Origin of the sequence: Caballeronia catudaia (genome assembly GCF_001544755.2) — a bacterium.
GTDB lineage: Bacteria > Pseudomonadota > Gammaproteobacteria > Burkholderiales > Burkholderiaceae > Caballeronia > Caballeronia catudaia.
In genome coordinates this window covers 44,268-60,103 of the sequence record NZ_FCOF02000041.1, presented here as the reverse complement: position 1 = coordinate 60,103, position 15,836 = coordinate 44,268, and the positions used below count along the sequence as shown (strand labels likewise).

Genomic DNA, 15,836 nt, shown 5'->3' with positions numbered 1-15,836 from the left:
ACGCGGTCGCCGGACTTCAACCCGAGTTCGGAGAGTGTTTGCGCGAGGCGCACGACGCGCTCGCGCAGCTCGCCGCGTGTATAAGCGATGCGGCGGCCGTCCGCGTAGCACGAAGTGAGCGCGGGGGCGTCATCGGGGGCAATGCGTTTGCCGAGCAGATTTTCGGCGTAATTCAATTCGACGTTGGGGAAAAACCGCGCTGTTTCGCATTGGTCGCCAATGCAGACAGGCTCACTGGAACCCGACCATTCGAGATCGGAAAGCGATCCGAGAAAACATTTCCAGAATTGCCGGTATTCACGCGCCGAAAAAGCGTGCAATTGTGAATAATTGATGAAACGCTCGCCGCTCGCTTTTTCGAACGCCTGGGTGAAGACGGTCATGCGCGAGGTCGAGACTTGTTCGGCGGAAGGCTGAAAGAGCGCTTCGCGTTTATAAAAGCGCGAGCGTTCACGGATGGCGTCCTGACGGTCCATGTCTCGGATAACCCTTTGTATTTGCGGTGTTTTTAAATGGCAGCCTGTGCGACGACGACTGCAGGAAATCTTGCTGTTTCCTGTGCGCGCGCCGGTGCCGGAGACGAGCGTATCCCTTTCGATCAGATTAACCGGAGAGAAACGCTCGTAACGTGCGGACTACCACAAAGTCCGCAGCGTTTCGGCAAAAGTCGGTCTTGCGCAAATGCGGCTAAATATGATCTGGATTGCGCAAAGCGGCAAGAAATACCCCGCTTCCCGGGCCGATGATTTCAATTCGGCATTAACACTATCGAAAGTGCGCACGAAATGTTTGTGAAAGGTGATGCGCAAACTTAACGCGAGAGGAAGGGCAGGTCGCAGGCAGTCAAGTCGCGGTCGCAAGCGGACGTTCGGACGCTTTTATGCGGCGGTACTTTCTCATCACGCCAGCAATCGAACCGGCGCATCGATTCAACATTCAACGGAAGCCACGCCATGAGACATCGCCTTATTTCGAACCTGCTTGTTGCCGGCGCCTGCGCAGCCGCGCTTGCCGCCACGCAGACCGCGCATGCGCAGGGCGCGGAGGACGCGAGCTGCCGCACGGTGCGCTTCGTCGATATCGGCTGGACCGATATCACAACGACGACGGCGCTTGCGTCGGTCGTTTTCGAGGGGCTGGGTTATGCGCCGCGGACGACGGTGGCGTCGGTGCCTATATCGCTGGCGGGCTTGAAGAGCAAGCAGATCGATATATCGCTCGGTTATTGGTGGCCGGTGCAGCAGAAGGCGGTCGAGCCGTTCCTCGAACAGAAGAGCATTCAGAAACTGGAACCGCCGAATCTTTCCGGCGCGAAGGCGACGCTTGCCGTGCCGAGTTATGCCTATGACGCGGGCATCAAGACGTTTGCGGACATTGCGAAACATCGCGATGAGCTGGGCGGCACGATTTACGGCATCGAGCCTGGCAGCAGTGCGAATGCGAAGATCCAGAAGATGATTGACACGAATCAGTTCGGGCTTGGTGGATTCAAGCTCGTTGAATCGAGCGAGGCGGGGATGCTGGTGACGGTCGGGCGCGCGGTGCGTGAGAAGAAGCCTGTGGTGTTTTTGGGCTGGGAGCCGCATCCGATGAACATTCAGATGAAGATCAATTACCTTGCCGGCGGTGATGAGGTGTTTGGGCCGAACTATGGCGAGGCGCGGGTTTATACGTTGACGAATACGGATTTTCTGACGCGCTGTCCGAATGCGGGGAAGTTTGTTTCTAACCTTCGGTTTACGACCGATCTCGAGAATCGGTTGATGCAACCTGTCATGAATAAGGAGCGGCCCCAGGAAGCGGCCAAGGCTTATCTGAAGCAGAACCCGCAGGTGTTGGATGCCTGGCTTGCCGGGGTCAAGACTGTGGATGGGAGGGACGGCCTGCCGGCGGTGAGGCAGTATCTCGGGCTCTGATTTTTCTTCGCCGGATCCCGTTTTCGCGTTGGTTTATTAGCGTTGCCCCTGTGCGGGGCGGCACCTACTTTCTTTGCTCGGGACCAGAGTAAATGCTAAAGCGCCAACTCTGGTCGACGCAAAGAAAGTAGGCAAAGAAAGCAACTCTCCCCATCCAAAGTGCTTCATGCCGGCCGCGGCACAGGCGATTGGCTGAATGGCCCCCAGAGTAGCGAGTGTTCTCGTAGGTCCAATCGGGCGTGGACCGCGCACGGTCCGCCGCCCGATAACGTTAAGCGAGCTGGTTCAGCACGAAAGAGTTCCGGCACAGCGCTACGCGCTGCCGTTGGGTCTGCAAGGGAAACCTGCTGTGAGATAGAGACGTTAGTAAAGAAGTGCACGCATACCCGCTTAACCCGTCGGCCGCGAAGCGGGCTGGAGCTATTAGATGCTGAACCAGCAAGTTATGTGGTGCGACGAGTCAGACCGTGCGCGATCCAAGCCCGGTGAGTTTTGTGGGGGCACTCGCTACTGCCGGACCACGAAGATAGTTCTGTGCCGCGGCCGGCATGAAGTGCTTAGGCTGGGGAAAGCTGCTTTCTTTGGTGACTTTCTTTGCAGCAGCAAAGAAAGTTACCCCCGCCCCGGGGAGGGGCAACGCCAATAGACCGACACGAATTCAGGATTTCAAAAAAAAGAAGGAACCCTAACAGTAAAAGGAAGCAAGAAATCATGAACTACGAAGTGATCTTGACATGCGCCGTCACCGGCGCCGGCGACACCACGGCAAGGCATCCCGCAGTCCCGGTGACACCAAAGCAGATAGCAGAAGCAGCGATAGAAGCGGCCCGCGCGGGCGCAACCGTCGCGCACTGCCACGTTCGCGATCCAAAGACGGGCAGAGGCAGCCGCGACCCCGCGCTATACCGGGAAGTGGTCGACCGCATCCGGTCATCGAACACCGACGTCATCATCAATCTCACCGCAGGCATGGGCGGCGACCTGGAAATCGGCCCGGGCGAAGACCCGATGCGCTTCGGCAAAGGCACCGACCTCGTCGGCGGCCTGACGCGCCTTGCCCACGTCGAAGAGTTGCTGCCCGAAATCTGCACGCTCGATTGCGGCACGCTCAACTTCGGCGATGGCGACACCATCTACGTCTCGACCCCGGCCCAGCTGAGAGCCGGCGCCAAACGCATCCAGGAACTCGGCGTGAAGCCGGAACTGGAAATCTTCGACACCGGCCATCTGTGGTTCGCCAACCAACTGCTGAAAGAAGGCCTGCTCGATAACCCGCCGCTCTTCCAGCTCTGCATGGGCATTCCGTGGGGCGCGCCGCCCGACACCGGCACGATGAAAGCCATGGTCGACAACCTGCCGCCGGGCGCGCACTGGGCCGGCTTCGGCATCGGCCGCATGCAAATGCCGATGGTCGCGCAAGCCATGCTGCTCGGCGGCCACGTGCGCGTCGGCCTGGAAGACAACCTGTGGCTCGATCGCGGTGTGCACGCGACCAACGGCTCGCTCGTGCAGCGCGCCGTGGAAATCATCGAACGCCTGGGGGCACGCGTGCTCACGCCCGCCGAAGGACGCAGAAAGCTCGGCCTGCCGCCGCGCGGCGAACGTCCGCTCGAAAAACGCAAGCTCGAACAACTCGCCTGAACTCAAAGGACATCGCCAACATGCAAGTCAAGCAATTCGCCGCGCTCGGCGCGGGTGTGATCGGCAGCGGCTGGGTAGCGCGCGCGCTCGGAGCAGGTCTCGACGTCACCGCGTGGGACCCCGCGCCCGGCGCCGAGGCGCAACTGCGCGCGAACGTCGCGAATGCGTGGCCCGCGCTCGAACGCGTCGGGCTGGCGAAGGGCGCATCGCAGGACAGATTGCGCGTCGTCGCGAGCGTCGAAGCATGCGTCGCCGATGCGGATTTCATCCAGGAAAGCGCGCCCGAACGCGAGGAACTGAAGCTCGCGCTGCACGAGCGCGTGAGCCGCGCGGCAAAACCGGATGCGATCATCGCATCGTCGACATCGGGTCTCCTGCCGAGCGATTTCTACGCGCGCGCCGTGAATCCTCAACGCTGCGTCGTCGGCCATCCGTTCAATCCGGTGTATCTGCTGCCGCTCGTCGAAGTGCTCGGCGGTGAGCAGACTTCCGGCGAAGCGATCGATGCCGCCATCGGCTTCTATGCGTCCATCGGCATGCGGCCGTTGCGCGTCAGGAAGGAAGTGCCGGGCTTCGTCGCGGACCGGCTGCTCGAAGCGCTGTGGCGCGAGGCGCTGCATCTCGTGAACGACGGGGTCGCGACGACCGGCGAAATCGACGACGCGATCCGCTACGGCGCAGGCATCCGCTGGTCGTTCATGGGCAGCTTCCTCACGTACACGCTGGCGGGCGGCGAGGCGGGCATGCGACACTTCATGCAGCAATTCGGCCCCGCGCTCGAATTGCCGTGGACGAAGCTCGTCGCGCCAAAGCTGACCGACGGGCTGATCGACCGCGTAGTGGACGGCACGTCGCGGCAGACGAACGGGCGCAGCATCAAGGCGCTGGAGCGTTATCGCGACGACTGCATCGCGAGCGTGATCGAAGCGATCGCGCAGGCGAAGGCGCGGCACGGCATCGAGGATTAAAAAATGATCTATCGCGACACGGTCAAACCCGAATGGGTCGACTACAACGGCCATCTGCGCGACGCGTTCTACATGCTGATCTACAGCCTCACGACCGATGCGTTCATGGACCGCATCGGTCTCGACGAGGCTGGCCGAAGCGCGCGGCAACGCACGCTCTACACGCTCGAAGCGCACATCAGCTATCTGCGCGAGATCAAGGAAGGCGCGGCGGTGCGCGTCGAGACGAGCGTGATCGCGCATGACAAAAAGCGCGTCCATCTCTACCTGGAAATGTTCGAGGGCGACGCGCACGAGCCGGTTTCGGCGTGCGAGCAGATGATGATGCACATCGATTCGAGCGGCGCGCCGAAGTCCGCATCGTTCGATGAAGACATCGCCGCGCGCATCGCCGCCGAGCCGTCCGTCGCCGCGAAGGACGCGCGTTACGCAGGCCGCGTGATCGGCTTGCCGGCGCGCGCGTCTTCCGCCGCGCCCGCCTGAGCGCGCCACGCCCGCAACAGCAGCGCGTTGGTCACGACGCTCACGCTCGAAAACGCCATCGCCGCGCCCGCGAACATCGGATCGAGCAGCCCGAACGCCGCGAGCGGAATGCCGATCAGGTTGTAGACGAACGCCCAGAACAGGTTCTGCTGAATCTTGCGGTACGTGCGCCGTGAAATGTCGATCGCGTCCGCGACGAGCGCCGGGTCGCCGCGCATCAGCGTGACGCCGGCCGCTTCGATCGCGACGTCCGTGCCGCTTGCCATCGCGATGCCGATATCGGCGGCGGCGAGCGCGGGGGCGTCGTTGATGCCGTCGCCGGCCATCGCGACGATGCCTCGGCTTTTCAGGCTGGCGACGACGCGCGCCTTGTCGTCGGGCAAGGTCTGCGCGAACACCTGTTCCGACGGAATGCCCAGCGCGCGCGCGACGGCCCGCGCGCTGCCCTCGTTGTCGCCGGTGACGAGCGCGCTTTGCACGCCCATGTCCGCGAGCCGTTCGATGGCGGCGCGCGCGGTGGGCTTGACGGTATCGCCGAATGCGAAGAGCGCGAGCACGGCGGCGTCGTGATCGTCGCGTTCGATCAGCCAGGAAATCGTGTTGCCCTGCGCTTCCAGTTCGCGCGCGCGTGCGGCGAGCGTCGGCGGCACGTCGAGCTTCAGTTCCGCGAGCCAGCGCGCGCTGCCGATCGCGATGCGCTTTTCGCCGACATTCGCCTCGACGCCACGCCCCGCGACCGCGCGCGCCGCGCTCGCATCGAAACGCGCGACGCCGTCAGCCGCCGCGACGACGGCCTTCGCCAACGGATGCTCGCTCATGCGCTGCACGGCGGCGGCGAGCGCGAGCGCCGCATCGCGATCCTGACCCGGCGCGGCATCGAACGCGACGAGGCCCGGTTTCCCCACGGTCAGCGTGCCGGTTTTATCGAACGCGACGATTTTGATGGCGTGCGCCTGCTCCAGCGCCTGCGCGTCCTTGATCAGAATGCCCTGGCGCGCCGCGACGCCCGTGCCCGCCATGATCGCGGTCGGCGTGGCCAGCCCGAGCGCGCACGGGCACGCGATCACGAGCACCGCGACCGCGTTCAGCAGCGCGGTTTCGGCATCCGCGCCATGCAGCAGCCAGCCGCCGAGTGTGACGAGCGCGATCGCCAGAATGGCCGGCACGAAGACCGCCGACACGCGATCGACGAGCCGCTGGATCGGCGCCTTCTCAGCCTGCGCCGATTCGACCAGCCGGATGATGCGCGCGAGCGTCGTTTCCGCGCCGATCGCCGTGGTTTCGATCGCGATCACACCTTCGCCGTTGATCGAGCCACCGGTCGTGCGCGCGCCCGGCTCCTTCGCTACGGCCAAGCTTTCGCCCGTGATCAGCGATTCGTCGATATGCGTGCGGCCCTCGCGCACGATGCCGTCGACCGGCACGCGCTCGCCCGGCCGCACGATGGCGATATCGCCGATCCGCACGTCGGCGAGCGCCACATCGCGTTCGCGCGCGGGATTCTGCGGATCGCGCACCCGCGCCTTGTCCGGGCGCAGCGCGTTGAGCGCGCGGATCGCGTCCGTGGTCTGCCGTTTCGCGCGCGCTTCCAGCCATTTGCCGAAGCGCACGAGCGTGATGACGACCGCCGACGCCTCGAAGAACAGATGCTCCGTCATGCCGCCGTGCGCGGCCATCTGCCAGACGGACAAGCCCCACGCCGCCGACGTGCCCAGCGCGACGAGCAGATCCATGTTGCCCGCGAACGCACGCACCGCGCGCCAGCCGCCGAGATAAAAGCGCGCGCCGAAGCCGAATTGCACGACGCTCGCGAGCGCGAGCTGAAGCCACGGATTCAGCGTCAGGCCGAGCATCGGCGCGAGCAGCGGCAGGGTCAGCACGGCAGAAGCGAGAACGGCCGCCAATTCGCGGTCGAACGCCTGCGGTGCGGCAACAGGCGGCGCTTCCGGCACGATCGGCGCGGCTTCGTAGCCGGCTTTCGCGATGGCGGCGACGAGCTGATCGTCGGTGACGGCGGCGCTCGCGTGCACCGTCGCCTTCTCGGTCGCGAGATTGACCGCGACGCTCTCGACGCCCGGCACGCGTTTGAGCACTTTCTCGACGCGCGCGACGCACGACGCGCACGTCATGCCGCTGACAGCGAGCTCCGCGGTTCGGGGGTTTTCAGACGATGTTGCGGTGGACATGATGAAACTCCGGTCTGGCCGGGACCGCGCGAAGTGAAAGTCAAAGCGCGCGAATCCCTAACGAGACCAGTATCGACCTTCCAATGATTGGAAGGTCAAGGGCGGCACGAATCGCGTCGTGCGATTAAAAACTCAGTCGCGCGCCACGCCGTTCATCGAGCCGGCCATGGCGTCGGCGAGGGCGTTGGCCGCGTCGCCGCCGCGCGCGCGCAGGCCTTTCACGGCGCCCACGCGATCGGCGTCTTCCTTGTTCTGCGACAGCTTCGCCTTGCCGACGAGCCGCGTCACTTCGATTTCGATACCGACGATCGCCGTCAACATCTGATCGATGTAATCGCGCGGGGCGTCGCCCATCTTCCACGGCGCGGCCTCGCCCGCCTCCATTTTGCGCGTGAGCCTGGCGACGACGCCGCGCACGTAGGCTTCGTCGTCGCGAATGGTGATGCGGCCGTGCGCATGCACGACGAGGTAGTTCCAGGTCGGCACCTGGCGATGCGTCTCCTGCTTGCCCGGATAGAAGTTCGGCGAGATGTAGCCGTGCTCGCCCTGGAAGATCACGAGCACGTCGTCGCCTTGTCCGACTCCGCGCCACACCGGATTCGCCCGCGCGACGTGCGCCCGCAGCGTGCCGTGCGCGCCCGTGGCGGCATCGAGCTCGAAGGGCACATGGTTTGCGTCGAGTCCGTCGGGACCGTGCGTGACGAGCGCGCCGAACGGATACGCGGCGATCAGCGCGTGAAGAACTTCCGCGCGGCTTTCTTCGAAATGGGCGGGCAAATACATCGGCAGACTCGGCGGGAAGAGTGGGGAATGACAATTGAACGATGATGGTACGCGAGAAGCGCGGGTGGCGCGTCACGCGTGCTTTCGACGGGCGTTTGGTGCATGCTTCGAAACGCTTTCGCTGTTTTATCCGCTTCCCCTGTCCTTTATCTTGCCTATAGACAGCGGATAAGTTAAAACCCGAGTTTCGAGATCGTGCTCGTGGTGCGCCGCGCGGGGCCTGGAAGCGGCGATCATCGCGTATGCGAGCGTGTCCCCGATCGATCGCGAGCCGAATAGCGCGCGAACTCAAATCGAAAGAAGAACCGGATTTCCATTCGAATGAAGAACAACCGACGCTGGACGTTTCCGCTCGACGCCGCCATCTGGATGAGCGTGAGCCTCGCCGGAATCGCGATCCTTTCCGGCTGTGCGACCAAAGCGCCCGAGCTGAAACCGACCACCGCCGGCTGGGTGAAGAATCAGGTCGCCGATGCCTATACGTTCGGCTTTCCGCTCGTCGCCACCGACATCGCGCGAGAGCGGGCGAGCGGCGGCGCCGGGCAGCCCGGCCAGGCGCCGCTCAATGCGTTCCGTCATGCGAGCGCGCTGCCGCCGGCGGGCGCGGCCGGCTCGCCGAGCGTCGACACGCTCGATTCCACCGCCTGGCTCGATGTCTCCGCCGATCCCGTCATCGTCTCGCTGCCCGCCGCGCCTCGCGGCCGCTATCTCGACGCCCGCGCCTTCGATGCCTGGACCAACGCGCTTTATTCCAGCGCCGACACGACGCCGTATCCGAAGATGCAACTGATCGCGTTCGTGCCCGCAGGCTGGACCGGCACGCTGCCCGCGAACGCAACGCGCGTGGAGACGCGCACGCGCTACGTATGGCTTTCGGTGCGCGTGCGCGTGAACGGCCCGCGCGACGTGCGCGAGGCGAGCAAGCTGCAGGCAGCGATGCGCATCGACACGCTCACGCCCGCGAAAGGCTCCGTGTCCGACCCGACGCCGGCCGTCGCGGGCGCGTGGCCCGCGAGCGGCGCGAAGCAGCCCGCGGTGCCGCCGCTGTCCTCCGCGCTGGCGGCGGCCACGCCGGGCGCGCAGGCCGAGGCGCTCGATGCGAACGCGTTCTTCGCGCGCCTTGCCCGTTCGCTCGACGACAATCCCGCCGCCGCCGATGACGCCCACGCGATGAGCCAGCTCGCCGAGCTCGGCGTGAAGCCGGGCGAGCCGGTGCAGTTCAGGAAGTCCGACGCGCCGCTGCTCGATTCCGGCCTCGCCGATGCCCGCGAGCGGCTCGCGACGGTGCCGCCGAATGCGGTCACGAAGAACGGCTGGACCTGGTTCGGCGATGGCGTCGGCATCTACGGCACGGACTACACGCTGCGCGCGTATCTTGCCCGCCGGCAGGTCGCGACGGGCACGAAGGAAGGCGAGGTGAAGCCCGTCACGCGCGTGGACGACGAAGGCCACGCGCTCAACGGCGCGAACCAGTACACGCTGCACTTCGCGCCGGACCGTTTGCCGCCGGTGCGCGGCTTCTGGACGATCACCGCCTACACGAAGGACGGCGCGCTCACGGACGCGGCGAAGCTGCCGCGCCTGTCGGTCTCCGATCGCGATCGCTTCAGAAAGAATCGCGATGGCTCCATCGACGTGATCGTGTCGGCGAAATCGCCGGGACGCGCGCGCGATGCGAACTGGCTGCCCGCGCCCGCAGGCGAATTCCAGATCGCGATGCGTCTTTATGCGCCCAAGCCGCAGGCGAGCGACGGTTCGTGGGCGCCGCCGCCCGTCGAACGCAAGTGATCGAGCCGTTGATGAACATAAAGGCCGCGAATTTTTCGCGGCCTTTATGTCTTTCTGGCGCGCTTTGGCCAACGTTTGCGGGCCGCGCCGTCGTATACTCGAGCTTCATCTTTTCCCGGGACGGCGAAGCTCGGGCGGCGCTCATACGGGCGGCTCGTCGCCGCGCATCGAATGTCAAGCATCACCAGGTCTTCACTTGTTTCCGCCGGTCAGACGCTGCGCGGCGTCGTTCACGCGCGTCGCACGCGGCGCATCTTCATCGGCTTGCTGATTGCAATATTGGTTATCGGCGCGCTCGGATTCTTCATCGCGCCGCCGGTCATCCGGCATATCGCCGAGCAGCAGCTCGCGAAGCAACTGGACCGGCCCGTCACGATCCGGCGCATCTCGCTCAATCCCTATACGCTCGATTTCGAAGCCGATGGCGTGCATATCGGCGAATCGCCCGCGAATCTCGCGAAGGCGCCGGGCGGCTCGGCCGATTTCGTCGATGTATCGCGGCTCGTCGTGCGCACGTCGTGGGCGTCCGTCTTCAGGCTCGCGCCGGTCGTCAACGAGCTGAAAATCGATTCGCCGCGCATCAATGTCGTGCGCTTCGATGGCGAGCATTTCAATTTCTCCGATCTCATCGCGAAGTTCGCGAAGCCGTCGCCGACGCCATCGGAGAAGCCCGCGCGTTTCTCGGTGTCGAACATCCGCGTCGAAAACGGCCAGATCACGTTCGATGACAGGCTTCTGAAGGCCAAGCACGTGATCGACCGCTTCGCGCTCGGCATTCCGTTCATCGCAACGCTGCCGTCCGCCACCAATATTTTCGTGACGCCGCTGTTGCAGGCGCGCATCGACGGTTCGCCGCTCGTCGTGAAGGGCCGCACCAAGCCGTTCGCGCAGTCGCGCGAATCGGAGGTCGCGCTGTCGCTCGACGGGCTCGACGTGCCACGGATCGCGTCTTATGCGCCGGCCTCGGTGCCGGTCGCGGTGAAGAGCGGCAAGCTCTCGACCGATCTCAACATCAGCTTCGCCATTTCCGGCGATACGCCGACGATCCGCATCGAAGGCACTGCCGATCTCGCCGATCTCGCCGTCACCGACAAATCGGACGCGCCGCTCGTCGCCGCGCGCGCGCTGCATGTGAAGATCGCGAATGCGGAGCCGTTGCGCGATATCTATCACCTCGACGAGGTCACGCTCGCCAATCCGGATGTGCGGCTCGTGCGCGATTCGGCCGGCGTGCTGAATGTGCAAAAGCTCGCCGGACCCGAGCCGAAGCAAACCGCCGAGCAGACGCAGAAGCAAGCGCAAAAGGAAGCAAAGGAAGCACAGAAGGAAGCACAGAAAGAAGCGCCGCCGCTCGACCTCGCGATCCGCCATCTCGCAATCAGCGACGGCAAGATCGTGCTCGACGATCAGTTGCTCAAGGCGCGCGTGCAGGGCGCGCTGACCGGGCTCGCCGTGACGCTCGACGGCTTTTCCACGCTCTCGAAGTCACCGGCGAAATACACGCTCAAGACCGCGTTCGATCACGGCGGCACGCTCGACGCGTCCGGCAACGTCGCGCTCGCCGGGAAAACGGCTGACGCGAAGCTCGCGCTGAATGGCTTCGTGCTGCCGCCGTTGCAGCCGTATCTCGCGAACCTGATGGCCGCGCGCGTCGCGAGCGGCACGCTCGGCGCGAATCTGCCGGTGTCCGTGGACTGGAGCAAAGCCGATGGCGGCGTGCAGGTCGGTTCGGGCGACGTGAAGCTCGACGCGCTCACGCTCGTGCCGAATGCGGGCGGCGGCGCGCCGATCAAGCTTCAGTCGGCGGTGGCGAAGATCGGCAAGGTCGATGTATCCGCGCGCCAGGCATCGCTCGACAGCGTGCAACTGAACGGCCTCGCGCTCGATGCGACGCGCCGCAAGGACGGGAGCATCGACCTCGCCGCGCTCGCGGGGCCGCACGAGGCCGCGCCCGAGCAGACCGCGACGCGCAAGATCCAGAAAGCGCAGCAAGCGGGGCCGGCGTGGCGGTATCAGATCGGGCAGATTTCGCTGGACGGCGCATCGGCCAATATCACCGACGAAACCACGGCGCGCCCCGTCAAGCTGCGCATCGCGCCGCTCGCGGTGAACGTGAAGCAGTTCAGCGACGACCTCACGAAGCCGCTCGCCGTCGACGGCAAGCTCACGCTGAACGGCAAGGGCGCGCTCGCGATCGGCGGCAATGTCACGGTCACGCCGCTCAAGCTCGCTCTGCACGTGAAGGGCGATCAGGTCGATGCGTCCGCGTTCGAGCCGTATTTCGGCGACAAGCTGAATATCGAAGTGACGAGCGGATATCTGAACGCGAACGGCGACGTCGCGATGTCGGGCAGCGGCAAGACGCTCGCGGCGTCGTACAAGGGCGATGTGTCGCTATCTGACGTGCGCACGCTCGACAAGGCGACGTCCGACCGTTTCGCCGGCTGGAAGCTGCTCGGATTGACCAACGTGAAGGTGAACTACGGCGAGCGCGGCACCGATATCGACGCGGCGCGCGTGATCTTCGCGAAGTTCTACGGCCGCGTGCTGCTCGATGCGCAAGGCAAGCTGAACCTGAAGAGCGTCGTGGCGGGCGAGGGCGGGCCGCGCTCCGTGACGCGCGACGCTGGCAAAGACGAGGGCGCGTCCGCGCCCGCAGTAGCGAGCACACCCACGAGCGCACCCGCGACCGTGCCGGTGAATACAGCCGCGACGGCCGGGCCGCCGCTCAACATGCGCTTCGGCCAGCTCGTGCTGCAAGACGGCCGCGTCACGTACACGGACAACTTCATCAAGCCGAACTACACGGCGAATCTCGTCGCGATCAACGGCACGATCGGCGCGTTCGGCACGCATTCGACGACCCCCGCGCCCGTCGATGTATCGGCGAAACTGGCGGCGAACGGGCCCGTGTCGATCAAGGGGCAGGTCAATCCGCTGATCGACAAGCCCGCGCTCGATCTCACGGCGAGCGCGCACGGCGTCGAGCTGACGAACCTCACGCCGTATTCGTCGAAGTACGCGGGCTATCCGATCACGAAGGGCAAGCTCAACGTCGATCTGCATTACATGCTCGCCGACAACAAGCTCACGGCGAACAACCATTTGTTCATCGATCAACTGACGTTCGGCGATCACATCGACAATCCGACGGCGACGAAGCTGCCGGTGCGGCTCGCGGTGTCGCTGCTGAAGAACTCGCGCGGCGAAATCGATGTGAACATTCCGATTACCGGCTCGCTCGACAATCCGGAGTTCTCGATCGGCGGCCTCGTGTGGCAGGCTATTCTGAATCTCGTGCAGAAGGCGGTGACCGCGCCATTCACGCTGCTCGCGCATGCGTTCGGCGGGGGCGGCGAGGATCTGAACTACGTCGAATTCGATGCGGGCTCGGCCAGCCTCAACGATGCCGCGCAGAAGAAGCTCGATACGATCGCGAAGGCATTGGTCGACAAGCCATCGGTGCGCGTGGACGTGACAGGCCGCGTCGACCCGAAGACCGACGAGCCCGCATTGCGCGCCGCGTGGGTCGACAGCCAGGTGAAGCGGGCGAAGGTGCGCGACATGTCGAGCAGCGGCGAGAATGTTGACTGGAACGCGATCAAGGTATCGGGCGCCGACTACGACAAATACCTGGCGAAGGTGTACAAGTCGGCGGATTTCAAGAAGCCGACGAATCTCATCGGCATGACGAAGTCCTTGCCTGACGACGACATGAAGGCGGCGCTGACGAAAAACGCGCCGGTGGACGAAGGCTCGCTGCGCGATCTGGCGCAGCGCCGCGCGCAGGCGGTACAGGAATATTTCGACGGGAAAATCGACAACACGCGCATTTTCGTCGTGGCGCCGAAGCTGAGCGCGGACGATATCAAGGACAAGGGCGCGGGTTCGCGCGTAGAGCTTGGGTTGAAGTGAGCGGCGCTGGCCGTTTGGACGACTGAATGAACGAGAAAGCAAAGACTAGTATCGGCGATACCGACAGTTCGAAGGAAGACGGGAATCAGCCGATGGGAACACCTTATGAGAAGGACGTAGTGGCGTGGGCCAGGGAACAGGCCGCGCTGCTGCGTGCAGGGAAGCTTGCGTCCATCGATATCGAGCATATCGCAGAGGAAATCGAGGACGTGGGCAAGAGCGAACAAAGGGAATTTGCGAACAGGATGGCGGTGTTGCTCGCGCATCTGCTGAAGTGGCAATGGCAGCCGGAGCGGCGAGGCACGAGTTGGCAAACCACGATTCGAGTCCAGCGCGCGGCAATCGGGCGTCGCTTGAGGAAAACACCGAGTCTGAAGCCGATGCTTCACGATGAGGACTGGATCAGCGACATGTGGGGCGACGCGCGGCAGCAGGCGGCCAAGGAAATGAAAATTGGCATGGCCATGCTGCCGGAAAACTGTCCCTGGTCGATGACTGACGCGCTGTCAGAGTCGTTCTTCCCGGACTAGCCGGCGTGCGAGCCAGTGGGCTCGCCAACCTCAATGCGCCCCGGAAGCCGCCCCGCCACCGCCTCCCTTCGCCACCTTCGTGATCCAGATCAGCGGAATGATCAGAATGAAGATCACCGCCGAGATCAGAAAAATATCGTTGAGACCCATCATCGCGGCTTGCGAGTTCACCGTGAAATTGAACATGCCGCGCGCCTGCGCCTCGCTCACATCGAGCGTCGATCGCGACAGCCCGAGCGATTGCAGAAACGCGGGGTTGTAGACGTTCGCCTGCTCGGTCAGCCGCTCGTGATGCAGCGCGATGCGGTTATCCCACGCATTGCCCGCGAGCGATGTTCCCACCGCGCCGCAAAACACCCGCGCGAAGTTCGATAAGCCCGCCGCCGCCGGAATCTTCGATGGCGGCAGGCCCGACAGCACGATCGCCGTGAGCGGCACGAAGAACATCGCCATCGGGATGCCTTGCAGCAGCGTCGGCAAGACGAGATGCCAGGTGTCGATCTCGATCACGTACTTCGAGCGTAGCCAGAAGACGAACGCGAAACCGATGAACGCCGCCGTCGCGATGATGCGCGCGTCGCTGCGCGGCAAGACCTTGCCCATCACCGGCGCGAGCACGACGGCGAAGATGCCGAGCGGCGCGGTGACGAGTCCGGCATCGATGGAACGGTAGTTCAGATACTGCTGCATCCATTGCGGCAGCAGCACGAGATTGCCGAAGAACACGCCGTACGCGACGGAAATCGCCACCGTCCCGCCGAAGAAATTGCGTCCGGTGAAAAGCCGCAAATCGACGACGGGATTCGGGTCCGTCAGCTCCCACACGACGAAGAAGGCGAACGCGATCGCCGCGACGATCGCCAGCGCCACGATCAGCGGCGACGAAAACCAGTCGAGATCGCGTCCCTTGTCGAGCATGATCTGCAGCGACGCGACCCATGTAATAAGCAGCGCCAGCCCGATCACGTCGATCGGCGCCTTGCGCGCCGGCGACTCGCGCTCGCGGTAGATGAGCCACGTCACGCCCGCCGCGAAAATGCCCACCGGAATGTTGATGTAGAAGATCCACGACCACGAATAGCTGTCGGTGATCCAGCCGCCGAGCGCGGGACCGGCGATCGGGCCGACGGTCGCGGTCATCGCCCAGAGGGAAAGCGCCATCGACGACTTCTCTTTCGGATACGAGCCGAGCAGGATGGCCTGCGACAGCGGAATCAGCGGCCCGGCCACGGCGCCCTGCAGCACGCGCGCCAACAGCAGCACCGGCAGACTGGGCGCGAGCCCGCACAGCCACGACGACAGCACGAACATCAGAATCGCGCCGACGAAAAGACGCACCTGACCGAGCCGCTGCGTGAGCCAGCCGGTGAGCGGAATCGAGACGGCGTTCGACGCGGCGAACACGGTGATGACCCATGTTCCTTCGTTGACGGACACGCCGAGATTGCCGGAAATCGTCGGAATCGCGACATTGGCGATCGACGAATCGAGCACGTTCATGAACGTCGCGAGCGCCACCGCGAAGGTGGCGAGGACGAGCTTGCCGCCTTCGAGCGGCGGTGGCGGTGCGGCGGCGGGGTTCGGCGTCGGCGGCGTGCTCATGCGGATTCCGGGCGTGAAGCCGCT

At 64.5% G+C, this 15,836-nt stretch carries 10 protein-coding genes and 1 pseudogene; 7 read left to right on the top strand and 4 right to left on the bottom strand.

What is annotated here, in order from left to right; translation table 11 throughout:
- Window positions 1-383: pseudogene (locus AWB75_RS29205) on the bottom strand (acetoacetate--CoA ligase); the annotation flags it as partial.
- A gap of 570 nt (window positions 384-953) precedes the next feature.
- Between AWB75_RS29205 and AWB75_RS29200 the strand changes: the two are divergent.
- The 4 genes from AWB75_RS29200 to AWB75_RS29185 all read left to right on the top strand — a co-directional run bounded on the left by AWB75_RS29200 (window position 954) and on the right by AWB75_RS29185 (window position 5,008).
- Complete coding sequence (locus tag AWB75_RS29200) at window positions 954-1,916, top strand: choline ABC transporter substrate-binding protein (protein ID WP_087086975.1); 963 nt, start codon at window positions 954-956, stop codon at window positions 1,914-1,916.
- Between the two features lie 711 nt (window positions 1,917-2,627).
- The gene (locus tag AWB75_RS29195) at window positions 2,628-3,557 is read left to right on the top strand and encodes a BKACE family enzyme (RefSeq protein ID WP_061127495.1); all 930 of its coding nucleotides are present in this window, start codon (window positions 2,628-2,630) and stop codon (window positions 3,555-3,557) included.
- A 20-nt stretch (window positions 3,558-3,577) separates the two neighbouring features.
- The gene (locus AWB75_RS29190; protein ID WP_061127494.1) at window positions 3,578-4,525 is read left to right on the top strand and encodes an L-carnitine dehydrogenase; all 948 of its coding nucleotides are present in this window, start codon (window positions 3,578-3,580) and stop codon (window positions 4,523-4,525) included.
- 3 nt (window positions 4,526-4,528) lie between these two features.
- Window positions 4,529-5,008, top strand: a complete 480-nt coding sequence (locus AWB75_RS29185; protein WP_061127493.1) for a thioesterase family protein — start codon at window positions 4,529-4,531, stop codon at window positions 5,006-5,008.
- Here AWB75_RS29185 and AWB75_RS29180 read toward each other — a convergent pair.
- Together AWB75_RS29180 and AWB75_RS29175 are read right to left on the bottom strand one after the other, a co-directional pair.
- Window positions 4,951-7,194, bottom strand: coding sequence for a heavy metal translocating P-type ATPase (locus AWB75_RS29180; protein WP_087086973.1), 2,244 nt, complete (start codon window positions 7,192-7,194; stop codon window positions 4,951-4,953). The two genes, AWB75_RS29185 and AWB75_RS29180, sit on opposite strands and share 58 nt — an antisense overlap.
- 132 nt (window positions 7,195-7,326) lie before the next feature.
- Window positions 7,327-7,977, bottom strand: coding sequence for an FMN-binding negative transcriptional regulator (locus AWB75_RS29175; RefSeq protein ID WP_061127492.1), 651 nt, complete (start codon window positions 7,975-7,977; stop codon window positions 7,327-7,329).
- Between the two features lie 321 nt (window positions 7,978-8,298).
- Here AWB75_RS29175 and AWB75_RS29170 point away from each other — a divergent pair, with 321 nt between their 5' ends.
- The 3 genes from AWB75_RS29170 to AWB75_RS29160 all read left to right on the top strand — a co-directional run bounded on the left by AWB75_RS29170 (window position 8,299) and on the right by AWB75_RS29160 (window position 14,210).
- Window positions 8,299-9,765, top strand: a complete 1,467-nt coding sequence (locus AWB75_RS29170) for a DUF1254 domain-containing protein (RefSeq protein WP_061127491.1) — start codon at window positions 8,299-8,301, stop codon at window positions 9,763-9,765.
- 171 nt (window positions 9,766-9,936) lie between these two features.
- Entirely contained in the window at window positions 9,937-13,680 is a 3,744-nt protein-coding gene (locus tag AWB75_RS29165; protein WP_061127490.1) for a DUF748 domain-containing protein, read from the top strand.
- A gap of 92 nt (window positions 13,681-13,772) precedes the next feature.
- Window positions 13,773-14,210, top strand: a complete 438-nt coding sequence (locus tag AWB75_RS29160; protein WP_061127502.1) for a DUF29 domain-containing protein — start codon at window positions 13,773-13,775, stop codon at window positions 14,208-14,210.
- A gap of 30 nt (window positions 14,211-14,240) precedes the next feature.
- Here the strand turns inward: AWB75_RS29160 and AWB75_RS29155 are convergent, their stop codons facing one another.
- Entirely contained in the window at window positions 14,241-15,812 is a 1,572-nt protein-coding gene (locus AWB75_RS29155) for a DHA2 family efflux MFS transporter permease subunit (RefSeq protein WP_061127489.1), read from the bottom strand.
- Window positions 15,813-15,836 lie beyond the last annotated feature (24 nt).